General features: G+C 43.7%; 23 protein-coding genes and 1 tRNA gene. 23 read left to right on the plus strand and 1 reads right to left on the minus strand.

Annotated features, from left to right (window positions below):
• Window positions 1–121 precede the first annotated feature (121 nt).
• The 3 genes from rplK to AB1F57_RS03795 all read left to right on the plus strand — a co-directional run bounded on the left by rplK (window position 122) and on the right by AB1F57_RS03795 (window position 1,498).
• Window positions 122–547, plus strand: a complete 426-nt coding sequence (gene rplK / locus AB1F57_RS03785; protein ID WP_105137102.1) for a 50S ribosomal protein L11 — start codon at window positions 122–124, stop codon at window positions 545–547.
• 43 nt (window positions 548–590) lie between these two features.
• The gene (gene rplA, locus AB1F57_RS03790) at window positions 591–1,280 is read left to right on the plus strand and encodes a 50S ribosomal protein L1 (protein WP_167786339.1); all 690 of its coding nucleotides are present in this window, start codon (window positions 591–593) and stop codon (window positions 1,278–1,280) included.
• A 95-nt stretch (window positions 1,281–1,375) separates the two neighbouring features.
• Window positions 1,376–1,498, plus strand: a complete 123-nt coding sequence (locus AB1F57_RS03795; RefSeq protein WP_367986096.1) for a hypothetical protein — start codon at window positions 1,376–1,378, stop codon at window positions 1,496–1,498.
• Window positions 1,499–1,506: 8 nt separating this feature from the next.
• Here the strand turns inward: AB1F57_RS03795 and AB1F57_RS03800 are convergent, their stop codons facing one another.
• Window positions 1,507–2,763, minus strand: a complete 1,257-nt coding sequence (locus tag AB1F57_RS03800; RefSeq protein WP_167785830.1) for an ISL3 family transposase — start codon at window positions 2,761–2,763, stop codon at window positions 1,507–1,509.
• Between the two features lie 448 nt (window positions 2,764–3,211).
• Here AB1F57_RS03800 and pyrH point away from each other — a divergent pair, with 448 nt between their 5' ends.
• From pyrH to AB1F57_RS03900, 20 genes are all read left to right on the plus strand, one after another.
• Window positions 3,212–3,940: a UMP kinase gene (gene pyrH, locus AB1F57_RS03805; protein WP_105137096.1), complete on the plus strand. Its 729-nt coding sequence runs from the start codon at window positions 3,212–3,214 to the stop codon at window positions 3,938–3,940.
• Between the two features lie 23 nt (window positions 3,941–3,963).
• The gene (gene frr, locus AB1F57_RS03810) at window positions 3,964–4,521 is read left to right on the plus strand and encodes a ribosome recycling factor (RefSeq protein WP_170239549.1); all 558 of its coding nucleotides are present in this window, start codon (window positions 3,964–3,966) and stop codon (window positions 4,519–4,521) included.
• 162 nt (window positions 4,522–4,683) lie between these two features.
• The gene (gene cvfB / locus AB1F57_RS03815; protein ID WP_167786411.1) at window positions 4,684–5,538 is read left to right on the plus strand and encodes an RNA-binding virulence regulatory protein CvfB; all 855 of its coding nucleotides are present in this window, start codon (window positions 4,684–4,686) and stop codon (window positions 5,536–5,538) included.
• Between the two features lie 10 nt (window positions 5,539–5,548).
• A complete protein-coding gene (locus AB1F57_RS03820) occupies window positions 5,549–6,469 on the plus strand; it encodes a 2-dehydropantoate 2-reductase (RefSeq protein ID WP_170239548.1) in 921 nt (306 codons plus the stop codon).
• Between the two features lie 61 nt (window positions 6,470–6,530).
• Entirely contained in the window at window positions 6,531–7,877 is a 1,347-nt protein-coding gene (locus AB1F57_RS03825; protein WP_167786409.1) for a DUF1958 domain-containing protein, read from the plus strand.
• 616 nt (window positions 7,878–8,493) lie between these two features.
• Window positions 8,494–8,709 (plus strand): YozE family protein, encoded by a 216-nt coding sequence (locus AB1F57_RS03830; RefSeq protein ID WP_170239546.1) that lies wholly within the window; start codon window positions 8,494–8,496, stop codon window positions 8,707–8,709.
• Between the two features lie 319 nt (window positions 8,710–9,028).
• Window positions 9,029–10,051, plus strand: a complete 1,023-nt coding sequence (locus AB1F57_RS03835; protein WP_167786407.1) for a PhoH family protein — start codon at window positions 9,029–9,031, stop codon at window positions 10,049–10,051.
• Between the two features lie 163 nt (window positions 10,052–10,214).
• Window positions 10,215–10,538 carry a GNAT family N-acetyltransferase gene (locus AB1F57_RS03840; protein WP_280921715.1) on the plus strand — a complete coding sequence of 108 codons (324 nt, stop codon included), beginning with the start codon at window positions 10,215–10,217 and terminating at the stop codon, window positions 10,536–10,538.
• A gap of 61 nt (window positions 10,539–10,599) precedes the next feature.
• Window positions 10,600–10,672 (plus strand) — tRNA-Thr (locus AB1F57_RS03845).
• Window positions 10,673–10,950: 278 nt separating this feature from the next.
• Entirely contained in the window at window positions 10,951–12,681 is a 1,731-nt protein-coding gene (locus AB1F57_RS03850) for an ABC transporter ATP-binding protein (protein ID WP_367986097.1), read from the plus strand.
• Window positions 12,678–14,417: an ABC transporter ATP-binding protein gene (locus AB1F57_RS03855; protein WP_174853241.1), complete on the plus strand. Its 1,740-nt coding sequence runs from the start codon at window positions 12,678–12,680 to the stop codon at window positions 14,415–14,417. Before AB1F57_RS03850 ends, AB1F57_RS03855 begins: the two co-directional genes overlap by 4 nt.
• A gap of 242 nt (window positions 14,418–14,659) precedes the next feature.
• A protein-coding gene (locus AB1F57_RS03860) for an IS630 family transposase (RefSeq protein WP_367985658.1) occupies window positions 14,660–15,506 on the plus strand; the annotation gives its coding sequence in 2 pieces (ribosomal slippage) (window positions 14,660–14,967 and window positions 14,966–15,506; 849 coding nt in all).
• A 34-nt stretch (window positions 15,507–15,540) separates the two neighbouring features.
• Window positions 15,541–15,699 carry a hypothetical protein gene (locus AB1F57_RS03865; protein ID WP_161497992.1) on the plus strand — a complete coding sequence of 53 codons (159 nt, stop codon included), beginning with the start codon at window positions 15,541–15,543 and terminating at the stop codon, window positions 15,697–15,699.
• A 429-nt stretch (window positions 15,700–16,128) separates the two neighbouring features.
• Entirely contained in the window at window positions 16,129–16,368 is a 240-nt protein-coding gene (locus AB1F57_RS03870; RefSeq protein WP_105123187.1) for a GlsB/YeaQ/YmgE family stress response membrane protein, read from the plus strand.
• Between the two features lie 21 nt (window positions 16,369–16,389).
• Window positions 16,390–16,965, plus strand: coding sequence for an alkaline shock response membrane anchor protein AmaP (gene amaP, locus AB1F57_RS03875; RefSeq protein WP_105137759.1), 576 nt, complete (start codon window positions 16,390–16,392; stop codon window positions 16,963–16,965).
• An 8-nt stretch (window positions 16,966–16,973) separates the two neighbouring features.
• Entirely contained in the window at window positions 16,974–17,165 is a 192-nt protein-coding gene (locus AB1F57_RS03880; protein WP_105137760.1) for a DUF2273 domain-containing protein, read from the plus strand.
• A 34-nt stretch (window positions 17,166–17,199) separates the two neighbouring features.
• Window positions 17,200–17,697 carry an Asp23/Gls24 family envelope stress response protein gene (locus AB1F57_RS03885; protein ID WP_105137761.1) on the plus strand — a complete coding sequence of 166 codons (498 nt, stop codon included), beginning with the start codon at window positions 17,200–17,202 and terminating at the stop codon, window positions 17,695–17,697.
• Window positions 17,698–17,721: 24 nt separating this feature from the next.
• Window positions 17,722–17,913 (plus strand): CsbD family protein, encoded by a 192-nt coding sequence (locus AB1F57_RS03890; RefSeq protein ID WP_105101041.1) that lies wholly within the window; start codon window positions 17,722–17,724, stop codon window positions 17,911–17,913.
• Between the two features lie 29 nt (window positions 17,914–17,942).
• Window positions 17,943–18,467 carry an Asp23/Gls24 family envelope stress response protein gene (locus AB1F57_RS03895; RefSeq protein ID WP_105110349.1) on the plus strand — a complete coding sequence of 175 codons (525 nt, stop codon included), beginning with the start codon at window positions 17,943–17,945 and terminating at the stop codon, window positions 18,465–18,467.
• Window positions 18,468–18,604: 137 nt separating this feature from the next.
• On the plus strand, window positions 18,605–19,231 hold the full coding sequence (locus AB1F57_RS03900; protein WP_367986098.1) for a TrkA C-terminal domain-containing protein: 627 nt from the start codon (window positions 18,605–18,607) through the stop codon (window positions 19,229–19,231).
• Window positions 19,232–19,242 lie beyond the last annotated feature (11 nt).

Genomic DNA, 19,242 nt, shown 5'->3' on the forward strand with positions numbered 1-19,242 from the left:
ACATAAAGCTTGCATTTTTCCTGAAATCGTGTATAATAAAAAGGTATGTGTAAATGCACATATTTGTGGGAGGTAAAAATCTTTAATTACCGCCAAAACCACAATAGGAGGATTTTATATCATGGCTAAAAAAGTCGAAAAACTCGTAAAACTTCAGATTCCTGCAGGTAAAGCTACTCCAGCTCCACCGGTTGGTCCAGCACTTGGTCAAGCAGGTATCAACATCATGGGATTCACTAAAGAGTTCAACGCTCGTACAGCTGATCAAGCTGGTATGATTATCCCAGTCGTTATCTCTGTGTATGAAGATAAATCTTTCGATTTCATCACTAAAACACCACCAGCTGCTGTTTTGTTGAAAAAAGCTGCAGGTGTTGAAAAAGGTTCAGGCACACCTAACAAAACTAAAGTTGCAACAGTTACTCGTGCACAAGTACAAGAAATTGCTGAAACTAAAATGCCTGACTTGAACGCTGCATCTCTTGAAGCTGCAATGCGTATGATCGAAGGTACTGCTCGTTCTATGGGATTCACTGTTGCTGACTAAGCAGTAGCACCCAAGATTATCTGATTACAAGGAGACATATAACATGGCTAAAAAAAGCAAAAACTTGCGTGCTGCTCTTGAGAAAATCGACAGCACAAAATTGTACAGCGTAGAAGAAGCTGTAGCACTTGCAAAAGAAACTAACTTCGCTAAATTTGATGCGTCAGTTGAAGTTGCTTACAACTTGAACATCGACGTTCGTAAAGCAGACCAACAAATTCGTGGTGCAATGGTATTGCCAAACGGTACTGGTAAAACTGCTCGTGTATTGGTATTCGCGCGTGGTGCAAAAGCAGAAGAAGCAAAAGCTGCTGGTGCAGACTTTGTTGGTGAAGATGACCTTGTTGCTAAAATCAACGGCGGTTGGTTGGACTTCGACGTTGTTATCGCAACACCAGATATGATGGCTGTTGTTGGACGTCTTGGTCGCGTGCTTGGTCCACGTAACTTGATGCCAAACCCTAAAACTGGTACAGTAACAATGGATGTTGCTAAAGCAGTTGAAGAGTCTAAAGGTGGTAAAATCACTTACCGTGCGGACAAAGCAGGTATCGTACAAGCTCTTATCGGTAAAGTATCATTTGAAGCTGACAAATTGGTTGAAAACTTCAAAGCTTTCAACGATGTAATGGTTAAGGCTAAGCCTGCTACAGCTAAAGGTACTTACATGACTTCTGTAACCATCACTACTACACAAGGTGTTGGTATCAAAGTTGATCCTAACTCATTGTAATGAGTAGAGGGACTGTCTTCGGGCAGTCTTTTTGATTTGACAAGCAAAGCAGTTAGCATTATAATAGCTATAAATTTGGATAAGGAGCGAGTAGGATGGAAGCAAGTCAAAGAAAAGCGTTTTATCAGCATTTGGCAGCTGTCTATAATCTACCCACGAAGGCCATTTCTTCCGGACTTCGAGAGCAATTGTGGCTCTTTGTCAACTGTAGTGGGTAGATGAAAAGCTAACACCTAGAGAGGACGAACTTCGTTCTCTCTTTCTTTATGTTCAAAGCAATCAAAATTCGTTTTTTAAAGTTTTCAAAGTTCCTGAAACCAAAGGCATTTCTCTTAATGACTTTGATGAGATTATTGGTAGCTTCCAGTTTGGCGTTGGAATAAGGCAATTCTAGGGCATTCAAAACCTTGTCTTTATCCTTTAGAAATGTCTTAAATACCGTCTGGAAAATAGGATTAACAGTGGCTATTTCCTGTTCGATGAGACTGAAGAAATGATCTGAGTTTTTCTCTTGGAAATGGAACAAGAGAAATTGATAGAGTTGATAGTGTTGTCGTAGTTCCTCTGAAAAAGACAGTAGTTTTTCTAGGATTTCCTTATTAGTCAAATGCATGCGAAACATAGGGCGATAAAATCGTTTATCATTGATTTTACGGCTATCTTGTTGTATCAATTTCCAGTAGCGTTTCAAAGCACGGTATTCGTGCGATTTTCTGTCGAATTGATTCATAATTTGAATACGGACACGGTTCATAGCACGGCTAAGGTGTTGTACGATATGAAAGCGATCAAGGACGATTTTGGCATGCGGAAAAAGCTGTTTAGCCAATTGGTAGTATGGGCTATACATGTCCATAGTGATGACTTTAACGCGGTTTCTAACCTTTCTAGGATAGCGTAGAAAGTGGTTTCGGATGGTTGCTTGAGTTCTTCCGTCAAGGATAGTAATGACGTTTAGGGAGTTGAAATCTTGTGCGATAAAGCTCATCTTCCCCTTCTTAAAGCCATATTCATCCCAGCTCATCACCTCAGGTAAGATATTCCAATCTGTTTCAAACTTGAACTCATTAAGCTTTCGACTAACTGATGATGTTGAGATAGATAGCCTGTGTGCAATATGTGTCATTGCTTGATTTTCGATGAGTAACTGGGCGATTTTCTGGTTAACAGCGACAGAGATTTGGTGGTTCTTCTTGACAAGAGGAGTTTCAGCGACAGCCATTTTTCCGCAATCTTTACACTTGAACCGACGCTTTTTAAGGCGGATGAGGAGTGGATAACCAGCAGTTTCTAGGTAGGGGATTTTGGAGGCTTTTTGGAAATCGTATTTAGCCATTTGTCCCTTACAAGAAGGACATTTAGGGGCTGTGTAATCCAAGTGACCATGTAGTTCTAAGTGAGTTCCCATATCATATTCATCAGTGATAAGGATATTTTTGTCTTTAATTCTGAGAAAATTTGTGATAAAATTTAGTTGTTCCATATGAGCCTTTCTAATGTGAGTTTGGTTGCTTTTCATTATAGGTCATATGGGACTTTTTGTATATACTTAAAAAGCTCCATAATCTCCACGGTGGTTTTACCCACTACAGAAATTATAGAGCCATTTTTATTGTCTAATGCCTGTTTATAGAAATTTTCATTAGTCTGGTTTCAGCCATGCTTGTCTTAGTTATGTATAGGAATAATCGGAAAAATGAAGGAATGATGATAACAGTGAGCAACTCTACTGAAAAAGAGAATGAGTAAGAAGTAACGGCGTAAATAGTTTATTTTCAAGTCTTTGATTTTTATCACTAAAATGTCTCCAGATAGATCTAAAAATAGCTTGTAAAGGGAATCGATTGATTTCCTTTTTTTGAAGAAGATTCTACTATAAAAAAAGAAAAAATTATGATAGAATAGTAGGGATAAAATAGAGGGGTGAGACAATGAAACCAAAATATGAACGTATATTGATTAAACTTTCTGGGGAGGCCTTGGCAGGCGATCGTGGTATCGGTATCGATATTGCGACAGTACAAAAGATGGCAAAGGAAATCCAAGAAGTTGCTGCTTCAGGTGTTCAGATTGCTTTGGTGATCGGTGGTGGTAACCTCTGGCGTGGAGAGCCTGCTGCAGAAGCAGGTATGGATCGTGTCCAGGCTGACTATACTGGTATGCTTGGTACGGTCATGAATGCCCTGGTGATGGCGGATTCCCTCAAACAACTTGGTGTGGATACTCGTGTGCAAACAGCTATTTCTATGCAGTCTGTGGCAGAGCCTTACATTCGCGGTCGTGCTCTACGTCACTTGGAAAAAGGTCGTATCGTTATCTTTGGTGCTGGTATCGGCTCACCGTATTTCTCAACCGATACGACGGCTGCTCTTCGTGCAGCAGAAATCGAAGCAGATGCGATTCTCATGGCTAAAAATGGGGTCGACGGTGTTTACAATGCAGACCCTCGTAAGGATGCCAATGCGGTTAAGTTCAATGAATTGACCCACCGTGAAGTTATCCATCGTGGTCTTAAAATCATGGATGCCACAGCATCAACTCTTTCAATGGACAATGACATCGACCTGGTTGTCTTTAACATGAATGAGCCAGGCAATATTAAACGTGTTGTTTTCGGTGAGCCAATCGGTACAACCGTTTCTAACAAAGAAGAAAAATAAAAACAAAAAGAAAAGGATATTTTATGTCGAAAGAAATTATTGCCAAAGCGCAAGAGCGTATGAATCAATCTCACCAGAGCTTGGCGCGTGAATTTAGCCATATCCGTGCAGGTCGTGCCAATGCTAGTCTCCTGGACCGTATCTCTGTGGATTACTACGGAGCGCCAACACCGCTCAACCAGTTAGCTGGTATCACTGTGCCAGAGGCGCGTGTTCTTCTTATCACACCGTTTGATAAGTCTATCTTGAAAGATATCGAGCGTGCCTTGAACGCTTCAGACCTTGGCTTGACACCACAGTCTGACGGTACGGTTATCCGCTTGGTTATCCCTGCTCTTACTGAGGAAACCCGTAAGAACTTGGCAAAAGACGTGAAAAAAGTGGGTGAAAACTCTAAAGTAGCAATCCGCAATATCCGTCGTGATGCCATGGACGAGGCTAAGAAGGCTGAGAAGGCAAAAGAAATCACAGAAGATGACTTGAAGACACTTGAAAAAGACATCCAAAAAGTGACGGATGATGCGATTAAGACCATCGATAAGATGATAGCTGACAAGGAAAAAGAACTCTTAGAAGTTTAACCAACACAAGGGGAATGAGAGGACAAAGATCTACAGAATCCTTGTCTTTCCTTCCTTTTTTGCTAGCTTTGCTTGATTGTTTTCCTAGAGATTTGTCTAGAGAGTAAGCAGCAGAGCATCCAAAAATGCAGGCGCCCAGTGGTTGCCTAGAAAGAAATTGCTATGAATGATTTACTAGCTCACTATATTGTCGGATTAGTGACCGACCAAAATGACCAGTTTTACTTCATCCAAAAGGATGGTAAGACCTTTGCCCTGTCCAAGGAAGAAGGGGATTTTCAGCTGGGTCAATCTGTCAAGGGCTTTGCCTACACAGATATGAAGCAGAAATTGCGCTTGACGACCAAGGAAGTGGGAGCAACCCGCGATACCTTTGGCTGGGGAACGGTAACAGAAGTGAGGAAGGACTTGGGTGTCTTTATTGATACGGGTTTGCCGGACAAGGAAGTGGTTGTGTCCTTAGACATCCTTCCTGACATCAAGGAACTCTGGCCCAAGAAAGGCGACCAGCTCTATGTCAAGTTGGACGTTGACAAGAAAGACCGAATTTGGGCTTTACCTGCCTTTCAAGAGGAATTTCAAAAGATGGCAGGTCCTGCTTATGACAATATGCAAAACCAGACCCTCAAGGCCATTGTCTACCGCTTGAAACTCAATGGGACCTTTGTTTACTTGCCAGACAACAATATGCTGGGTTTTATTCATCCTAGCGAGCGTTATGCAGAGCCACGTTTGGGCCAGGTCCTGGAGGCACGTGTCATCGGCTATCGGGCTGTTGACCGGACCCTCAATCTGTCGCTCAAACCACGCTCATTTGAGATGTTGGAAAATGATGCCCAGATGATTTTGACTTATCTGGAAAGCAATGGCGGTTTTATGACCTTGAATGACAAGTCTGCTCCGGAAGACATCAAGGCCACCTTTGGCATTTCCAAGGGGCAATTCAAAAAAGCCCTGGGTGGGCTGATGAAAGCCGGTAAAATCAAGCAAGATGCGATTGGGACAGAATTGATTTAGGAGAAGAATCATGCATGTATATATTGCTGGTAGTGGAGCAATGGGTTGCCGTTTTGGTTATTCTCTGTCCAAGACTGATCATGAGGTGATTTTGCTGGACAATTGGGAGGACCATATTCAGGCTATCCGTGAAAATGGGCTCAAGGTGACGGGGGATTTTGACGAGACGGTCAAGCTGCCGATTATGAAACCGACTGAGGCTGTGGAAGTGGCGGATTTGATTATCCTCTTGACCAAGGCAGACCAGTTACCAAAAATGTTGCAGGATATTAAGGGGATTATCGGTGAACAGACCAAGGTACTCAGTCTTTTGAATGGGTTGGGTCATGCGACCACCATGCGCCGCTATGTGCCAGATGAGTCTATCATGGTTGGAGTAACCATTTGGTTGGCTGGGCTCAAGGGGCCAGGTCATGCTCATCTGGAGGGACCAGGATCCATTTTCCTGCAAAATATGTCTGGGGACGGTCAGGCTGTTGCCCACATCGTGGACATGTTTAACCAAGCGGGACTCAATGCGACCTATGATGAGAATGTGATTGAATCTATCTGGCGCAAGGCCTGTGTCAATGGGGTCATGAATCCGACCTGTACCATTATGGACTGTACCATTGGGGAACTTTTTGGAACGGAAGGTGGGCTCAATCTGGTTCAGGGGATTTTCAAGGAATTTATTGCTGTGGCGCGCGCGGAAGTAGGGAATATCGATGAAGAGGGAATTTGGAAGTACATCATGGAAACTTCTAAAAAGGCTTCACATCATTATCCGTCCATGCATCAGGACTTGAACCAACATGGTCGCAAGACGGAGGTTGACTATCTGAATGGAGCGGTAGTTTTCAAGAGCAAGCGGGTTGGTATTCCAACGCCTTATTGCCAGATGATGACGGACATGGTTCATGCCAAGGAAGCCATGTTGGGATTGCGTTAGGAGGAAGGTGCAGGGTTTGTAGTTATCCTCCCGTTTATCAATAAAATCAATGGAGATTATAGTGAAAAGAATACTACTTGCTCTACTGTTGATTGGCCTGGTTTGGGGCGGTCCGGTAGTAAAAGCAGATGAATTGATGGATATTGCTAGAGCTTCTGGTTATGAGGTTTATGAGGGCTACAGGCCCAAGTCTTCTATATTGATTGATGGAAATACTGGGGATATTGTTTGGCAAGATAATATTGATGAGTCAAGGGATCCGGCTAGTATGAGTAAGCTCATGACCTTGTATCTGGTCTATGAAGCCATTGGTCAGGGAAAGTTGACAGAAGATACGATTATCAGGGCAACGGAGACTGACCAGGCGATTTCTGCTATCCATGAAATTTCGAACAATCCGATCTATGCTAGTGTTGATTATACAGTTGGTGATTTGATTGCCATGACCTTGGTACCATCTTCCAATGTAGCGACAGTCATGTTGGCCAATTATTTGTCTAACAATGATCCGGATGCTTTTATGGACATGATGAATGCCAAGGCCAAGGAGCTGGGTATGACCAATTCTGTCTGGAACAATCCAGGAGGAGCAGGGGCAAGTGGCTTTAGAGGTTACTATAGTCCCAAGCGTTATGACAATTCGGCTTCCAACCAGACAACAGCGCGTGATATGGCCATTTTGGTCTACCATTTGACCAAAAAATATCCTGCCATTTTGGAATATACGCGCCATCGGGTCATTGTTACGATGGTGGACACTCCCTACCAGCAGGCCTATAATTCCTATAATTATTCTTTACCAGGAAATATCTACGGTTTAGAAGGGGTCACTGGTCTCAAAACCGGTTCCAGTCCTCGTGCGGCCTTCAATATTTCCATGACCATCGATCGCGGCGGGCAAAAGATGATTGCAGTCATTATGGGTGTGGGTACCTGGTCTGATATGAATTCGGATTTCCAGCGCCATGCCTTTGCTAACGCCTTGATTGATAAGGCTTATCAGGACTTTGAATACAAGAAAGTCTTGACAGCTGGTAAACATAGCCAGGACGGAAAGCATTACCAGGTTGAGTCGGACCTATATGCGACTGTCCCCGTTGGAACTAGTCCCAAATTGGTATATAAGGATGGGCAGGTCTATGCGGATAATGGCTTGGATTCGGTCAGTCCCTTGATTCAGGATTCTGTGAAGGCTGAAGATACAGGCGTCTTGGCAACGGTCAATAAGGCCTTGGTCAAAAAGCAATCCGCTGAAGCTGACAATCAAACAAGTTTCACCCTAACTTGGATTGGTTCTAGTCTGGTCTTGTTACCACTGGCTCTGGTTTCCTATTTTATTTTTAGGAATGAGCAGAAAAATCGTGCCCAATTTAAGGAAAGACGCAAGAGTCGTTCGAGAAATAAATAGTTTGTTAGGACGTCGATAAACTAAATTCTGGATAAATTAACTGAGTAGCTCTGCTAAGAAAAAACAAAAATTTAGTTTATTTTGCGAGCGGAGCGAGCCCTAAACCAGGACTTTCCGCCGTGATGAAAATACCTGAAACGCTGTCGTTTCAGGTATTCGGAGTATTTGAGACCTTAGGCTCAAAGTAACAGAGGATTTGAGGAACTGCTCAGCAGTTCCCTATTTCCAAGCTCCGAAAGTCACTCCCCTGACTAAATGAACCGAACTGCGTTCGTTCTGTTTCCAACCTCCGAAAGTCACACCCCTGACTAAATGAACCGAACTGCGTTCGTTCTGTTTCCAACCTCCGAAAGTCACACCCCTGACTAAATGAACCGAACTGCGTTCGTTCTGTTTCCAACCTCCGAAAGTCACTCCCCTGACTAAATGAACCGAACTGCGTTCGTTCTATTTCCAAGCTCCGAAAGTCACTCCCCTGACTTTCGGAGCCATCCGACATCACATCAGGAAAGTCTGAAAAGAGACTTTGTCTACAAACTGAGTTTGTTTTACTTTATGGAGAATCCTTTGGTTCTGAATGGAAGGATTCTTTCATTATTAAGGAGAATAGGATAGTATGAGAAGAACCTTTTATAGCTGGTTGATGACCCATCGCAATCCCAAGTCCAACGAGCCTGTGGCTATTTTGGCTGATTACGCCTTTGAAGAGTATGATTTCCCAAAGCAATCAATGGATTTTGATGAGGTCAGTCGCTTTTTGGAGGAGTTTGCCAGTTTTGCTTTTTCAATGTCTGATTTTGACGCCATTTGGGAGGACTATATGGCCCATTAGCCTACTCTGTATATAGGATTGTTTCATATAATCATACCAATATAAATGCAAAAATGTAAAAATATACATAAAAATAAAAAAATAATGTTCATTTAGTTGCAATTTATCACTAAATAGGATTATAATACAAGTGTAAGAATAATTTCTTACGAAAATCGTGGAGATCTACTTATTCCTTTATGACCTAATCCCTTTATATAATGAATACGGTCTCCATAGGAGCAGAGAGGTGATCTTCTCTGTTCTTTTTGTTTTCACAAGGCCAGTTTGATAGATTTTTGGTATAATAATAGAAAAGCACAGGTAAAGGAGCAAGTCTTTGCAAGAACATTCTATTGATATTCAACTCAGCCATCCGGATGATAGTTTTAGTCTTTTTGGATCCAATGAGCGCCATTTGCGTCTGATGGAGCAGGAGCTGGGTGTGGTCATTCATGCTCGGACAGAAAAGGTCCAGGTCATTGGTCAAGCTGACCATGTTGAGCAGGCCCGTCTGGTCATCCAGTCCCTCTTGGTCTTGGTCAATCGCGGGCTAACTGTGTCAACGCCAGATGTGGTGACGGCTATTTCCATGGCTAAAAATGATGAAATCGAAAGATTTGTCGCCCTCTATGAGGAAGAAATCATCAAGGACAATTCTGGCAAGCCTATTCGTGTCAAGACCTTGGGACAGAAGGTTTATGTGGATGCTGTCAAACGACATGATATTGTCTTTGGTATCGGTCCAGCTGGGACTGGAAAAACCTTCCTGGCTGTGACCTTGGCTGTCACCGCTCTCAAGCGTGGCCAGGTCAAGCGGATTGTCCTGACTCGTCCTGCGGTCGAGGCTGGTGAAAGTCTGGGCTTTTTGCCGGGGGATTTGAAGGAGAAGGTTGATCCTTATCTGCGTCCCGTTTACGATGCCCTCTATCAGATTTTGGGTAAGGAGCAGACCACTCGTCTCATGGAGCGGGAGATTATCGAAATTGCACCTTTGGCTTATATGAGGGGGCGGACGCTGGAAGATGCCTTTGTCATTCTGGATGAGGCGCAAAACACTACTATCATGCAGATGAAGATGTTTTTGACCCGTCTCGGTTTTAATTCCAAGATGATTGTCAACGGGGATATTAGTCAGATTGACCTACCTCGTAAGGTCAAGTCTGGTTTAATTGATGCTACGGAAAAATTGAAAAATATTTCGCAGATTGATTTTGTCTATTTTTCTGCCAAGGACGTGGTCCGTCATCCGGTTGTTGCCCAGATTATCAATGCTTACGAACAAGATGCATTAGCAGCAGATAGCCGAGCGAGTTTTGAGGTGATTGGGGAGCCTAGTGGGAGCGAAGAGGATAAAGATTAGTCAATTTTCAAATCATTATCAAGTCCGAAAGCTAACTGAAGCTGACTTAGAGCAGGTTTTGGTTCTTTACCAGACCAATCCCCTCTATTTTGAACATTATCCGCCAAGTCCGAGCTTGGAAGGTTTGCGGCAAGATTTAGTCGATTGACCGCCTGGGAAGGACCTGTCAGATAAGTATTTTGTCGGTTACTGGTGGGACAATCAGTTCGTGGCAGTGCTGGATTTGATTGCCGGCTATCCTGATGACCAGATAGCTTACATTGGTCTCTTTATGGTGGACGGTAGCTTGGCTGATCAGGGAATAGGTTCCAAAATCATGGCAGAGCTAGAAAGTCAGTTAGGACAGTATTTCCAAAAAGTCAGACTTGGCTATGTGGTGGCCAATCCACAGGCCAGTCGATTTTGGCAAAAGCAGGGCTTTGAAAGAGTTGCTGAGAAAACTGTAGAATCGATTCAGCTATGTATAGCGGAAAAGAGTCTTTTATAGGCTTTTTTTCTTTCAAAAAATATTGACAAATTTCCAGAGTATGATATACTGATAAGGTACTGCTGGTTTAGCTCAGTCGGTAGAGCGCATCCATGGTAAGGATGAGGTCGCCGGTTCAATCCCGGCAACTAGCATATAGTTGACAAACGGTCCGGATGGGTCGTTTTTTCTTACTTTTTTACCTAAAATACCTTGACAAGTCAATATATTCTGATAAAATAAGGGGTAGAATGAGGAAAGGAGTACTACAATGAACAATACAGTATTTATCACAAAACAAACTGTTTTTCATAAACCACTCCTTTTTAAGCAACTATAATAGTCTATTTGAACGGACTTGAGGGAGCCTAGGCGGAGTGTGTCGTCTAGGCTTTTTTGCGTGCTTAGAAAGGTTATTAGATAAGGGAGATATATGTTCAGCTTAATTTTTGATTATGTCAAGCGGCACAAGTGGCTCTACTTGCTGATCGCTGTGACCTTGATTATTTACGACGCCACGCTCTTGGTGCCGACCCAGATTATCCAAAGAATGGTCGACACCCTGGCGTCTAATGGCTTGACCGAGAAAATGTTGGTCCAGGATATGACCCTGCTTTTCCTGGTGACCCTGGTCAACTATGCTACAGCCTTCATTTGGCATCTCAAGCTTTTTCAGTCTTCTATCAATTTCAAATTTGATATGCAGCAACGGGCCTTCCGAAAAATGGTTGTCATGCGGACGCCCTTCTATGAGAAGTTTCGCTCTGGGGATGTCATGACCCGCTTTTCAACGGACGTGGACGGGCTGATGGAAATGGTTGGCTACGGAATCATGATTGTGGTCTATGCAGGAGGCATGTTTGCCTTTGTCATTCCATATATGTTTATCATCGACTGGAAGACTTCTCTGGTGGCTCTGCTTCCTATGCTGGCTATGACTGCGGCTATCTTTTTCATCGGTCGCAAGCAGGATGAGGCCATTGAGGCCAACCGGGAGGCTGTCGCCCAGCTCAATAATGAGGTTCTGGAAGTAGTAGAAGGTATTCGGGTCACACGCGCCTACAGCAAGAAGGCCACTCAGAAGGCCAAGTTTCAGGAGCGGACACGGGAGCTTGCCAAGGGTGGAGACCGGATTACCTCCCTCCAGTCCCTCTACAATCCCTTGGCTACTTTGGCTCTGGGCTTGTCCACTATTTTGGTCCTGGTCATGGGGACAGTGGCTGTCAAGTCCGGTCAACTGTCTATCGGTCAGGTCATCGCCCTCCAGCTCTACGTTGGTTCACTTCTCGAGCCTTTCTGGATGCTGTCGGATTTCATCTTGGTCTACCAGACCGGCAAGACCTCATTTGAAAAGCTGCAGGAGCTGATTGATACAGGGGATGATTTGGAAGTTGATGGTTTTGGGGAAATAGCAGAGCTGTCCAGTCTGGCTTTTGAAGGGTACAGCTTTAGCTATCCACAGGCAGACCGGCCGAGTTTGCAGGACATCCATTGGACCCTGAAAAGAGGGCAGACAGTCGGTATCGTTGGGAAAACAGGGTCAGGCAAGACCACTCTGGTCCGCCAATTCCTCCGTCAATATCCAGTCGGTCAAGGCAGTTTTACGATAAATGGCCAGTCAGTTCTGGACTTTAAACGCGCATCTATCGAGGAAAAAATTGGCTATGTTCCCCAAGAACACATTCTCTTTTCCAAGTCGGTCGGCGAAAATATTGCCCTTGGTAAGCTGGATGCCAGTCCTGAGGAGATTGAGCAATCCATTGCGACAGCGGCCTTCAGTCAAGACTTGGAGCGGATGAGTGATGGACTGTCGACCATGATTGGTGAGCGGGGTGTGTCCATTTCGGGCGGTCAGAAGCAACGGATTTCCATTGCACGGGCCTTTCTGCGAAAACCAGACCTGCTGATACTGGATGATTCCCTGTCGGCAGTAGATGCTCGTACAGAACGCCAGATTATTGAAAATATCCAAAAAGAACGGGCGGGTAAAACCAATGTCATCGTCACCCACCGCCTGTCGGCTGTTAACCATGCAGACTGGGTGCTGGTCCTGGATGAGGGCCGCATCGTTGAAGAGGGCCGTCCAGCAGATTTGCTGGTGCAAGGTGGCTGGTACTTTGAGCAATACCAGCGACAACAAAGCCAGGAAGGAGGAGAGGAATGAAGATTTTAGGATTTTTATTGCGACAAATCAAGCAGGTCAAATGGCTATTTGTCATTGCGGTAGCCTTCTATCTCCTGGCTTCTGCCATGGTGCGTTTGGCACCGCTCATTGTCCAGCAGGCTATTGACGGTCCCTTGACGGATTTGAGCAAGGGGCTGCCCTTTGATCAGGCTGCTTTTTTGACCAAGGCTAGTCAGTATATGGGGATGACGGTCATCGGTAGTCTGGGCTTTTATCTGTCCATGCGCCTGCTTATGCACTGTGCCAATCGGATTGCGGAGCTTTTGCGAAATCAGGCCTACGATGTCATGCAGCGCCTGCCTATTTCCTACTTTGATGACAAACCAGCAGGTAAGATTGCGACTCGGATTGTCAATGATACCGAGACCCTGCGCAACCAGTTCTATGGGACCCTGGTCTACGCCTTTAATAACCTCATCCGTCTGGCATTTACCTATGGTGTCCTCTTTTACATGAATGCCACCCTGGGCTGGCTCATGCTGGTCTTGATTCCACTCTATATCGCTATCCAGTATGCCTATAAGCGGATGACAGACAAACCCATGAAGGACTTTTATGATGCCAGGAGTGATGTCAATACCCAGGTCAATGAAACCATGAACGGGGCTAGTCTGATCCAGCTTTTCGGTCAGGAAGAGGCAGTCATGGAAGAGTTTGAGGCAACGGCAGACAAGATGCGACGGGCCGATAACCGAATTATCTGGGCCCAATCCTTGGCGACCTGGAACCTGAGTGGTTTCCTGCAAAACTTGGTGGTCACTGGTATTCTTACGGTGGTTGGCTATCAGTTTCTCAAGGGCCAGCCGGGGGTTAGTCCAGGCAAGCTCTTTATCTATGTCAACTATATTGAGGGAATTTTTATTGCCCTGGGTTCCTTGGTACAGCAATTTCCAAATATGCTGCGGTCCTTTGAAACGGGCAAGCGTTTGATGGCCCTCTTGGAAGAAGAGACGGAGCCAGATAGAGAAGAGATCTTGCAGGTGACTGATGGTCAAGTCATATTTGATCATGTCCAGTTTGCCTACGAAGAAGGCAAGGCAATCTTGAAGGATATCTCTATCCAGGCGGACAAGGGGCAGACAGTGGCTCTGGTGGGCCATACTGGTTCGGGTAAGACGTCGATTATGAACCTACTCTATCGCTTCTACGATCCCCAGGTTGGGCGGGTCTTGATTGATGGTCAGGATATTCGAGACTATTCTCGCGAAAGCCTGCGCAGCCATATGGGGATTGTCCTGCAAGATCCTTATCTCTTTACGGGGACCATTGCCAGCAATGTGGCCATGGATGTGGACCAAATGGACCGGGAGCGCGTGCGCCAGGCTCTGGAAAAGGTTGGAGCTGGGCCGATGTTGGCTCGTTTGGAAAAGGGAATCGATGAGCCTGTTGTCGAAAAAGGTTCGGCCTTCTCCAGTGGAGAGCGGCAGTTGATTGCCTTTGCCCGGACCCTTTATTCTGACCCTAAGATTCTGATCCTGGATGAGGCGACTTCCCACATTGATACGGAGACTGAGGAAATCATCCAGCATGCCATGGAAGTGGTCAAGGAGGGGCGGACAACCTTTATCATCGCCCACCGCCTGTCGACCATTCAAAATGCAGACCAGATTCTGGTCCTGGACCAAGGTCGCATCATTGAACAAGGCCGTCATGATGACTTGGTCGCTCTAGGTGGTGTCTATGCCCAGATGCAGGCTATTCAGTCTAAAGTCTAGTGTTTATAAATCTATTGAATCTCAGTCTACGGACTGGGATTTTCTTTATTTCTATCTATAATACTCAATGAAAATGTCCATGATTGAACTCTGTCGTGCCCTTGTTTCAAGGCGATAGGCTGAAAATTTCCCCCGAAACTCTTCACTCACCAAGGCTGTTGATAATGGATAGATTTGATTTTTCAAGAGTAAAGATATAGCACAATGAAACAAAAACAGTACATTTGTGGTATAATGTACTTATGGCATATTCATTAGATTTTCGTAAAAAAGTTCTCGCATACTGTCAGAAAACCGGCAGTATTACTGAAGCATCTGTTGTTTTCGATATTTCACGCAACACCATCTATCAATGGCTAAAATTAATGGAGACTACTGGCGAGCTTCATCACCAAGTTAAGGGAACCAAACCAAGAAAAGTTGATAGAGTAAAATTAAAGAACTATCTTGAAGCTCATCCAGATGCTTTTTTGACTGAAATAGCTTCTGAATTTGGCTGTCATCCAACAGCTATTCATTACGCTCTCAAAGCTATGGGATATACTCGAAAAAAAGAGCTGTACCTACTATGAACAAGACCCTGAGAAAGTAAATCAGTTCCTTAAAGAATTTAATAACTTAAGTCACTTGACACCTGTTTATATTGACGAGACAGGGTTTGAGACATATTTTCATCGAGAATATGGTCGATCTTTGAAAGGTCAGTTGATCACAGGTCAGGTCTCTGGAAGAAGATTCCAGCGGCTATCTTTAGTCGCAGGTCTTATAAACGGTGAGATTATAGCCCCAATGACCTACAGAGAAACCATGACTAGTGACTTTTTCGAAGCTTGGTTTAAAACATTCTTACTACCCACTTTAGATAGACCATCTGTTATCATTATGGACAATGCAAGGTTTCATCGGATGAGTAAGCTAAAAGAGTTATGCAAGGAGCAGGGTCATAGACTTTTACCACTTCCTCCTTACTCACCTGAGTATAATCCCATTGAGAAAACATGGGCTCAAATGAAAAAACACCTCAGAAAAGTATTGCCAAATTGTGATACTTTTCTTGAGGCACTTTTGTCCTGCTCTTGTTTCAATTGACTATAGTATAATGATAGTATAAGGAGGTCTGCCTATGAAATTTGATTTGAAGAATATCTACATCCGCATCGCTTTGGCCTTGTTCTATGTCCTAGTGGCCAGTCTTGGCAAGTATCTGCTCCATATGGAGGTCAAATGGTGGATTTCGGTTGGAATTGTGCTCCCCTTTGTGCTCTTTTATAAGAAGAAGTAGCTTAAGTTTTCTCATTTGAGGAAGTCGTTGGATATTCAACGGCTTTTTCTTTTGTTTAGAAAAAGTGACAACTTATAAATTTAAAAAGCTAGTCAATGTAATTTCTTTTGAAGTAAAAACCGAAAAATCGTGTTATTTTTTCCTCTTATTTTCCTCATTATCTGACATTTTAGGTTAGAAACTAGTTCCTTCTGAAAAGAAATATCAAAAAAATAGCACCTAAAAATCGCATAAAATAGGCATTTTTAAGAATTTTTCCAACTTTTTTTGAAAAAATAAGAAAAAAGACTTGCCAAGTCTCCAAATTGATGATATACTGACAATATAAAGATAAATAAAAGTTGTCACTTATCAAGTAACGTTGCTGTTATTCATCTTTATAACCCAAAAATCGATTTTTACTATTTTTTATTTAAAAGGAGAATTTATATGATTTGGTCACTTATTGTTGGTGGATTTATTGGAGCTATCGCTGGTGCGATTACGAAAAAGGGTGGTTCAATGGGTTGGATCGCGAACATCATCGCTGGTCTAGTCGGATCATCTATTGGTCAAAGTTTGTTTGGTCACGGCGGTCCAAGCCTTGCAGGTATGGCCTTGTTCCCATCTATCCTTGGTGCGGTTATCGTTGTAGCAGTTGTATCCTTCTTCTTTGGTCGTAAGGGTTAATGAAACTAGAAAGAGGCCTCAATGTCTAAAGTAAAAAAAATACTGACTGCTAGCCTCTTATTGCTGGTCTTGCTCTTCCTCTTGCTGACTTCTTTGAAGTTTGCAGGAGGGGGCCATCTCCCAGCGGAGCTAGTAGCATGGATTCCTCAATGGCCTGTCCATCAGGTTGTTGCTCCCTTCCTCAATCCCCTTGCATTTTGGGGCTTGATAGGACTGGCAATTCTGACTGCGGTCCTGCTCCTGGTAGTCCTTTTCTACCCTAAGCGCTATGCAGAGATTAACCTCATCCAGGAAAATGGTGGCAGTCTTCTGATGAAAAAATCTGCTATCGAGTCCTATGTAGCGACTCTAGCAGAAGAATCTGGCTATATGAAATCTGCAAGTGCAACAGTTATTCCCTATAAGAAGCGTCTTAAAGTCAAGCTTGCGGGTGATTTTGCTAAAGCTGGCTCCCTTGGTGAGCAGACTAGTCTTTTGGAGAAAAGCATTCAACATGGTTTGCGTCAATTCTTTGGAATGGAGCAGCCTATCAACTTTACTGTTCTTGTCAAGGATGTTGCAAGCAGTAAACAGTCGCGTCCTTCTCGCGTAGAATAGAGGTGTACATGAAAACAGTCAATAAATGGACTCTTCCTCTAGTGGGAGGTGCCGTCGGTCTTGTATTATCTATCTTATTTCTGAGTCTTGGATTTTTCAAAACTCTCTTAGTCTTAGTTTTGGTTGCAATCGGAGTAGGTGTAGGCTACGGCCTCCAGGAGACAGGTCTCTTGGAAAACTATTTCAATAAGCGCTATTAAGTTTAAATAGAATTTCATATTTTCGGAGGTCATTATGACAGAACAAAATACACAGGTAATCAATGGCGAATTGACCTATGCGGACAAGGTCATTGAAAAAATTGTTGGCTTAGCTTTGGAATCAGTAGACGGCTTATTGGCTGTGGATGGCGGATTTTTAGCTAACTTGAAGGATAAATTGGTCAACACTGAAAATGTCCGTTCAGGTGTGAATGTAGAAGTTGGGAAAAAACAGGTTGCAGTCGATTTGTCGATTGTGGCTGAATACCAAAAACATTTGCCGACTATCTACAAGGCTATCCAGACAGTTGTTGAGTCAGAAGTCAAGCGTATGACGGACTTGGAAGTTGTTGAAATCAACGTTGAAGTATCTGACATCAAGACGCGAGCTCAATTTGAAGCTGATTCTGTTAGCTTACAGGACCGTGTTTCAGATGCAACCCAATCAGTAGCAGATTTTACAGGTAGTCAGGTCAAGAAAACTTCAAGAGGTATTGAAGAATTGACTGCTAAAGAACCCCGTGTCATTTAAGAAATAAAAGAAAGAGGAAATCCTATGTCAGAAGAAAAAGTAAATGCAAAAGCAGAAGAACTTGTTGGTGGTGCTAAAAACCTTGTCGGTAAGGCAACTGGCAACAAGGAAGTAGAAGCAGAAGGTAAGGTAGAGCAATTGGCTGGTAAGGCTAAGGCTGCTATCGCTGACGCTAAAGATGCCGTTAAAGGCGCTGTTGAAGGTTTGAAAAAATAAGTATTATCTATAGAAAGAGAGATTAGGAAATGAAAGAAACGAAAAACACACAAGTTGAAGCTGTAAAAGGTACTGTAGAATACGCAGACCAAGTGATTGAAAAAATGATTGGCTATGCCTTGAAAACTGTTCCAGGTCTTTTGTCAGTCAGCGGTGGTTTCTTGACGGATTTCAAGAATAAGCTGGTCAATAGTGACAATGTGAGAGAAGGTATCAACGTCGAAGTTGGTACCAAACAAGTTGCAACAGACCTGAAGATTGTGGTAGAATATGGTAAAGATATTCCAGCTATCGTTGAACAAATGAAAGCTGTTATCAGCAAAGAAGTTGCTGCTATGACTCACTTGCAAGTAGTAGAAGTGAACGTAGAAGTTGTAGATGTACAAACGCGTGAAGAGTTTGAAGCGGCATCTGTTACCTTGCAAGATCGTGTAACTGAAGCAGGTCAAGCTACAGGTCAGGCTATCGCTTCTCAAGCAAACAAGGCTGGTGAATTTGTCTCAGAAAAAACAGGACAAGTGAAGGAACAAATCCAATCATCTCGCGTAGAGTAGACTCAGTCTAATCAGTTCATCAATTAAATAGGGTTCAGGGCATGATTCTTGCCTAGGACCAATTAAAGGAGTGCGTTTCGGGATCATAGAAGGTGATACGGTACCGCTCCTTTTGTCTATGGAAAGAAGGTAGATTTATGCCAAATCGAAAAATTGTAAAGGCATCCAAGTACCAGCAGATAGCGGTCGGAGTGGCGCAGCGAATCGTCTCTGGAGAATACGAGGTAGGCGAGCGAATCAAATCTCGTTCGACCCTGGCTAGTATGTTTGGGGTCTCGCCGGAGACCACTCGTAAGGCCTTAAATATTCTGGCCGACCTCCATATCGTGTCGGTCAAGCATGGTAGTGGAGCCATCGTCCTGTCCAAGGAAAAGGCCCACGATTTCATTGATAATTTCAAAATGACCAGCTCCCTAAATTCGCAAAAAGACCGGATTTTGGAGAAGATGGACCAGCAGGAAAATATGCTCAAGGAATTGCGTGGCTTGGTTTCTGTCTACTTGGATCAGACCAAGCGCGTGCAAAAGAAATACCCTTTGGAGCCCTACGGTTTAAAGTTGACAGCTGACTGTGAGTTGCTGGGCAAGCAGTTGGCGGATGCACGTATCTGGCACCACACAGGAGCCATTATTGTCGGTATTGAGCGCAATGAAGAGCTCTTGATTTCTCCTAGTCCCTACCAGACTTTGGAGAAAAATGACCTGGTGTATTTTGTCGGAGAAGAGCAGACCTATCTGCGGATGAAAAATCTCTTCGGTTTATAAGAGGTGAGCAA

Origin of the sequence: Streptococcus nasisuis, from assembly GCF_040836615.1 — a bacterium.
In the GTDB taxonomy this organism is placed as follows: domain Bacteria; phylum Bacillota; class Bacilli; order Lactobacillales; family Streptococcaceae; genus Streptococcus; species Streptococcus suis_V.

Coding starts and splice junctions, on each gene's coding strand:
- frr (WP_170239549.1), top strand. CDS start 3,964: ATGTCGAAAGAAATTATTGCCAAAGCGCAAGAGCGTATGAATCAATCT.
- amaP (WP_105137759.1), top strand. CDS start 16,390: ATGTCTAAAGTAAAAAAAATACTGACTGCTAGCCTCTTATTGCTGGTC.
- cvfB (WP_167786411.1), top strand. CDS start 4,684: ATGAATGATTTACTAGCTCACTATATTGTCGGATTAGTGACCGACCAA.
- AB1F57_RS03895 (WP_105110349.1), top strand. CDS start 17,943: ATGAAAGAAACGAAAAACACACAAGTTGAAGCTGTAAAAGGTACTGTA.
- AB1F57_RS03820 (WP_170239548.1), top strand. CDS start 5,549: ATGCATGTATATATTGCTGGTAGTGGAGCAATGGGTTGCCGTTTTGGT.
- AB1F57_RS03830 (WP_170239546.1), top strand. CDS start 8,494: ATGAGAAGAACCTTTTATAGCTGGTTGATGACCCATCGCAATCCCAAG.
- rplK (WP_105137102.1), top strand. CDS start 122: ATGGCTAAAAAAGTCGAAAAACTCGTAAAACTTCAGATTCCTGCAGGT.
- AB1F57_RS03885 (WP_105137761.1), top strand. CDS start 17,200: ATGACAGAACAAAATACACAGGTAATCAATGGCGAATTGACCTATGCG.
- rplA (WP_167786339.1), top strand. CDS start 591: ATGGCTAAAAAAAGCAAAAACTTGCGTGCTGCTCTTGAGAAAATCGAC.
- AB1F57_RS03870 (WP_105123187.1), top strand. CDS start 16,129: ATGATTTGGTCACTTATTGTTGGTGGATTTATTGGAGCTATCGCTGGT.
- AB1F57_RS03900 (WP_367986098.1), top strand. CDS start 18,605: ATGCCAAATCGAAAAATTGTAAAGGCATCCAAGTACCAGCAGATAGCG.
- AB1F57_RS03800 (WP_167785830.1), bottom strand. CDS start 2,763: ATGGAACAACTAAATTTTATCACAAATTTTCTCAGAATTAAAGACAAA.
- AB1F57_RS03865 (WP_161497992.1), top strand. CDS start 15,541: ATGAAATTTGATTTGAAGAATATCTACATCCGCATCGCTTTGGCCTTG.
- AB1F57_RS03850 (WP_367986097.1), top strand. CDS start 10,951: ATGTTCAGCTTAATTTTTGATTATGTCAAGCGGCACAAGTGGCTCTAC.
- AB1F57_RS03855 (WP_174853241.1), top strand. CDS start 12,678: ATGAAGATTTTAGGATTTTTATTGCGACAAATCAAGCAGGTCAAATGG.
- AB1F57_RS03880 (WP_105137760.1), top strand. CDS start 16,974: ATGAAAACAGTCAATAAATGGACTCTTCCTCTAGTGGGAGGTGCCGTC.
- AB1F57_RS03890 (WP_105101041.1), top strand. CDS start 17,722: ATGTCAGAAGAAAAAGTAAATGCAAAAGCAGAAGAACTTGTTGGTGGT.
- AB1F57_RS03795 (WP_367986096.1), top strand. CDS start 1,376: ATGGAAGCAAGTCAAAGAAAAGCGTTTTATCAGCATTTGGCAGCTGTC.
- pyrH (WP_105137096.1), top strand. CDS start 3,212: ATGAAACCAAAATATGAACGTATATTGATTAAACTTTCTGGGGAGGCC.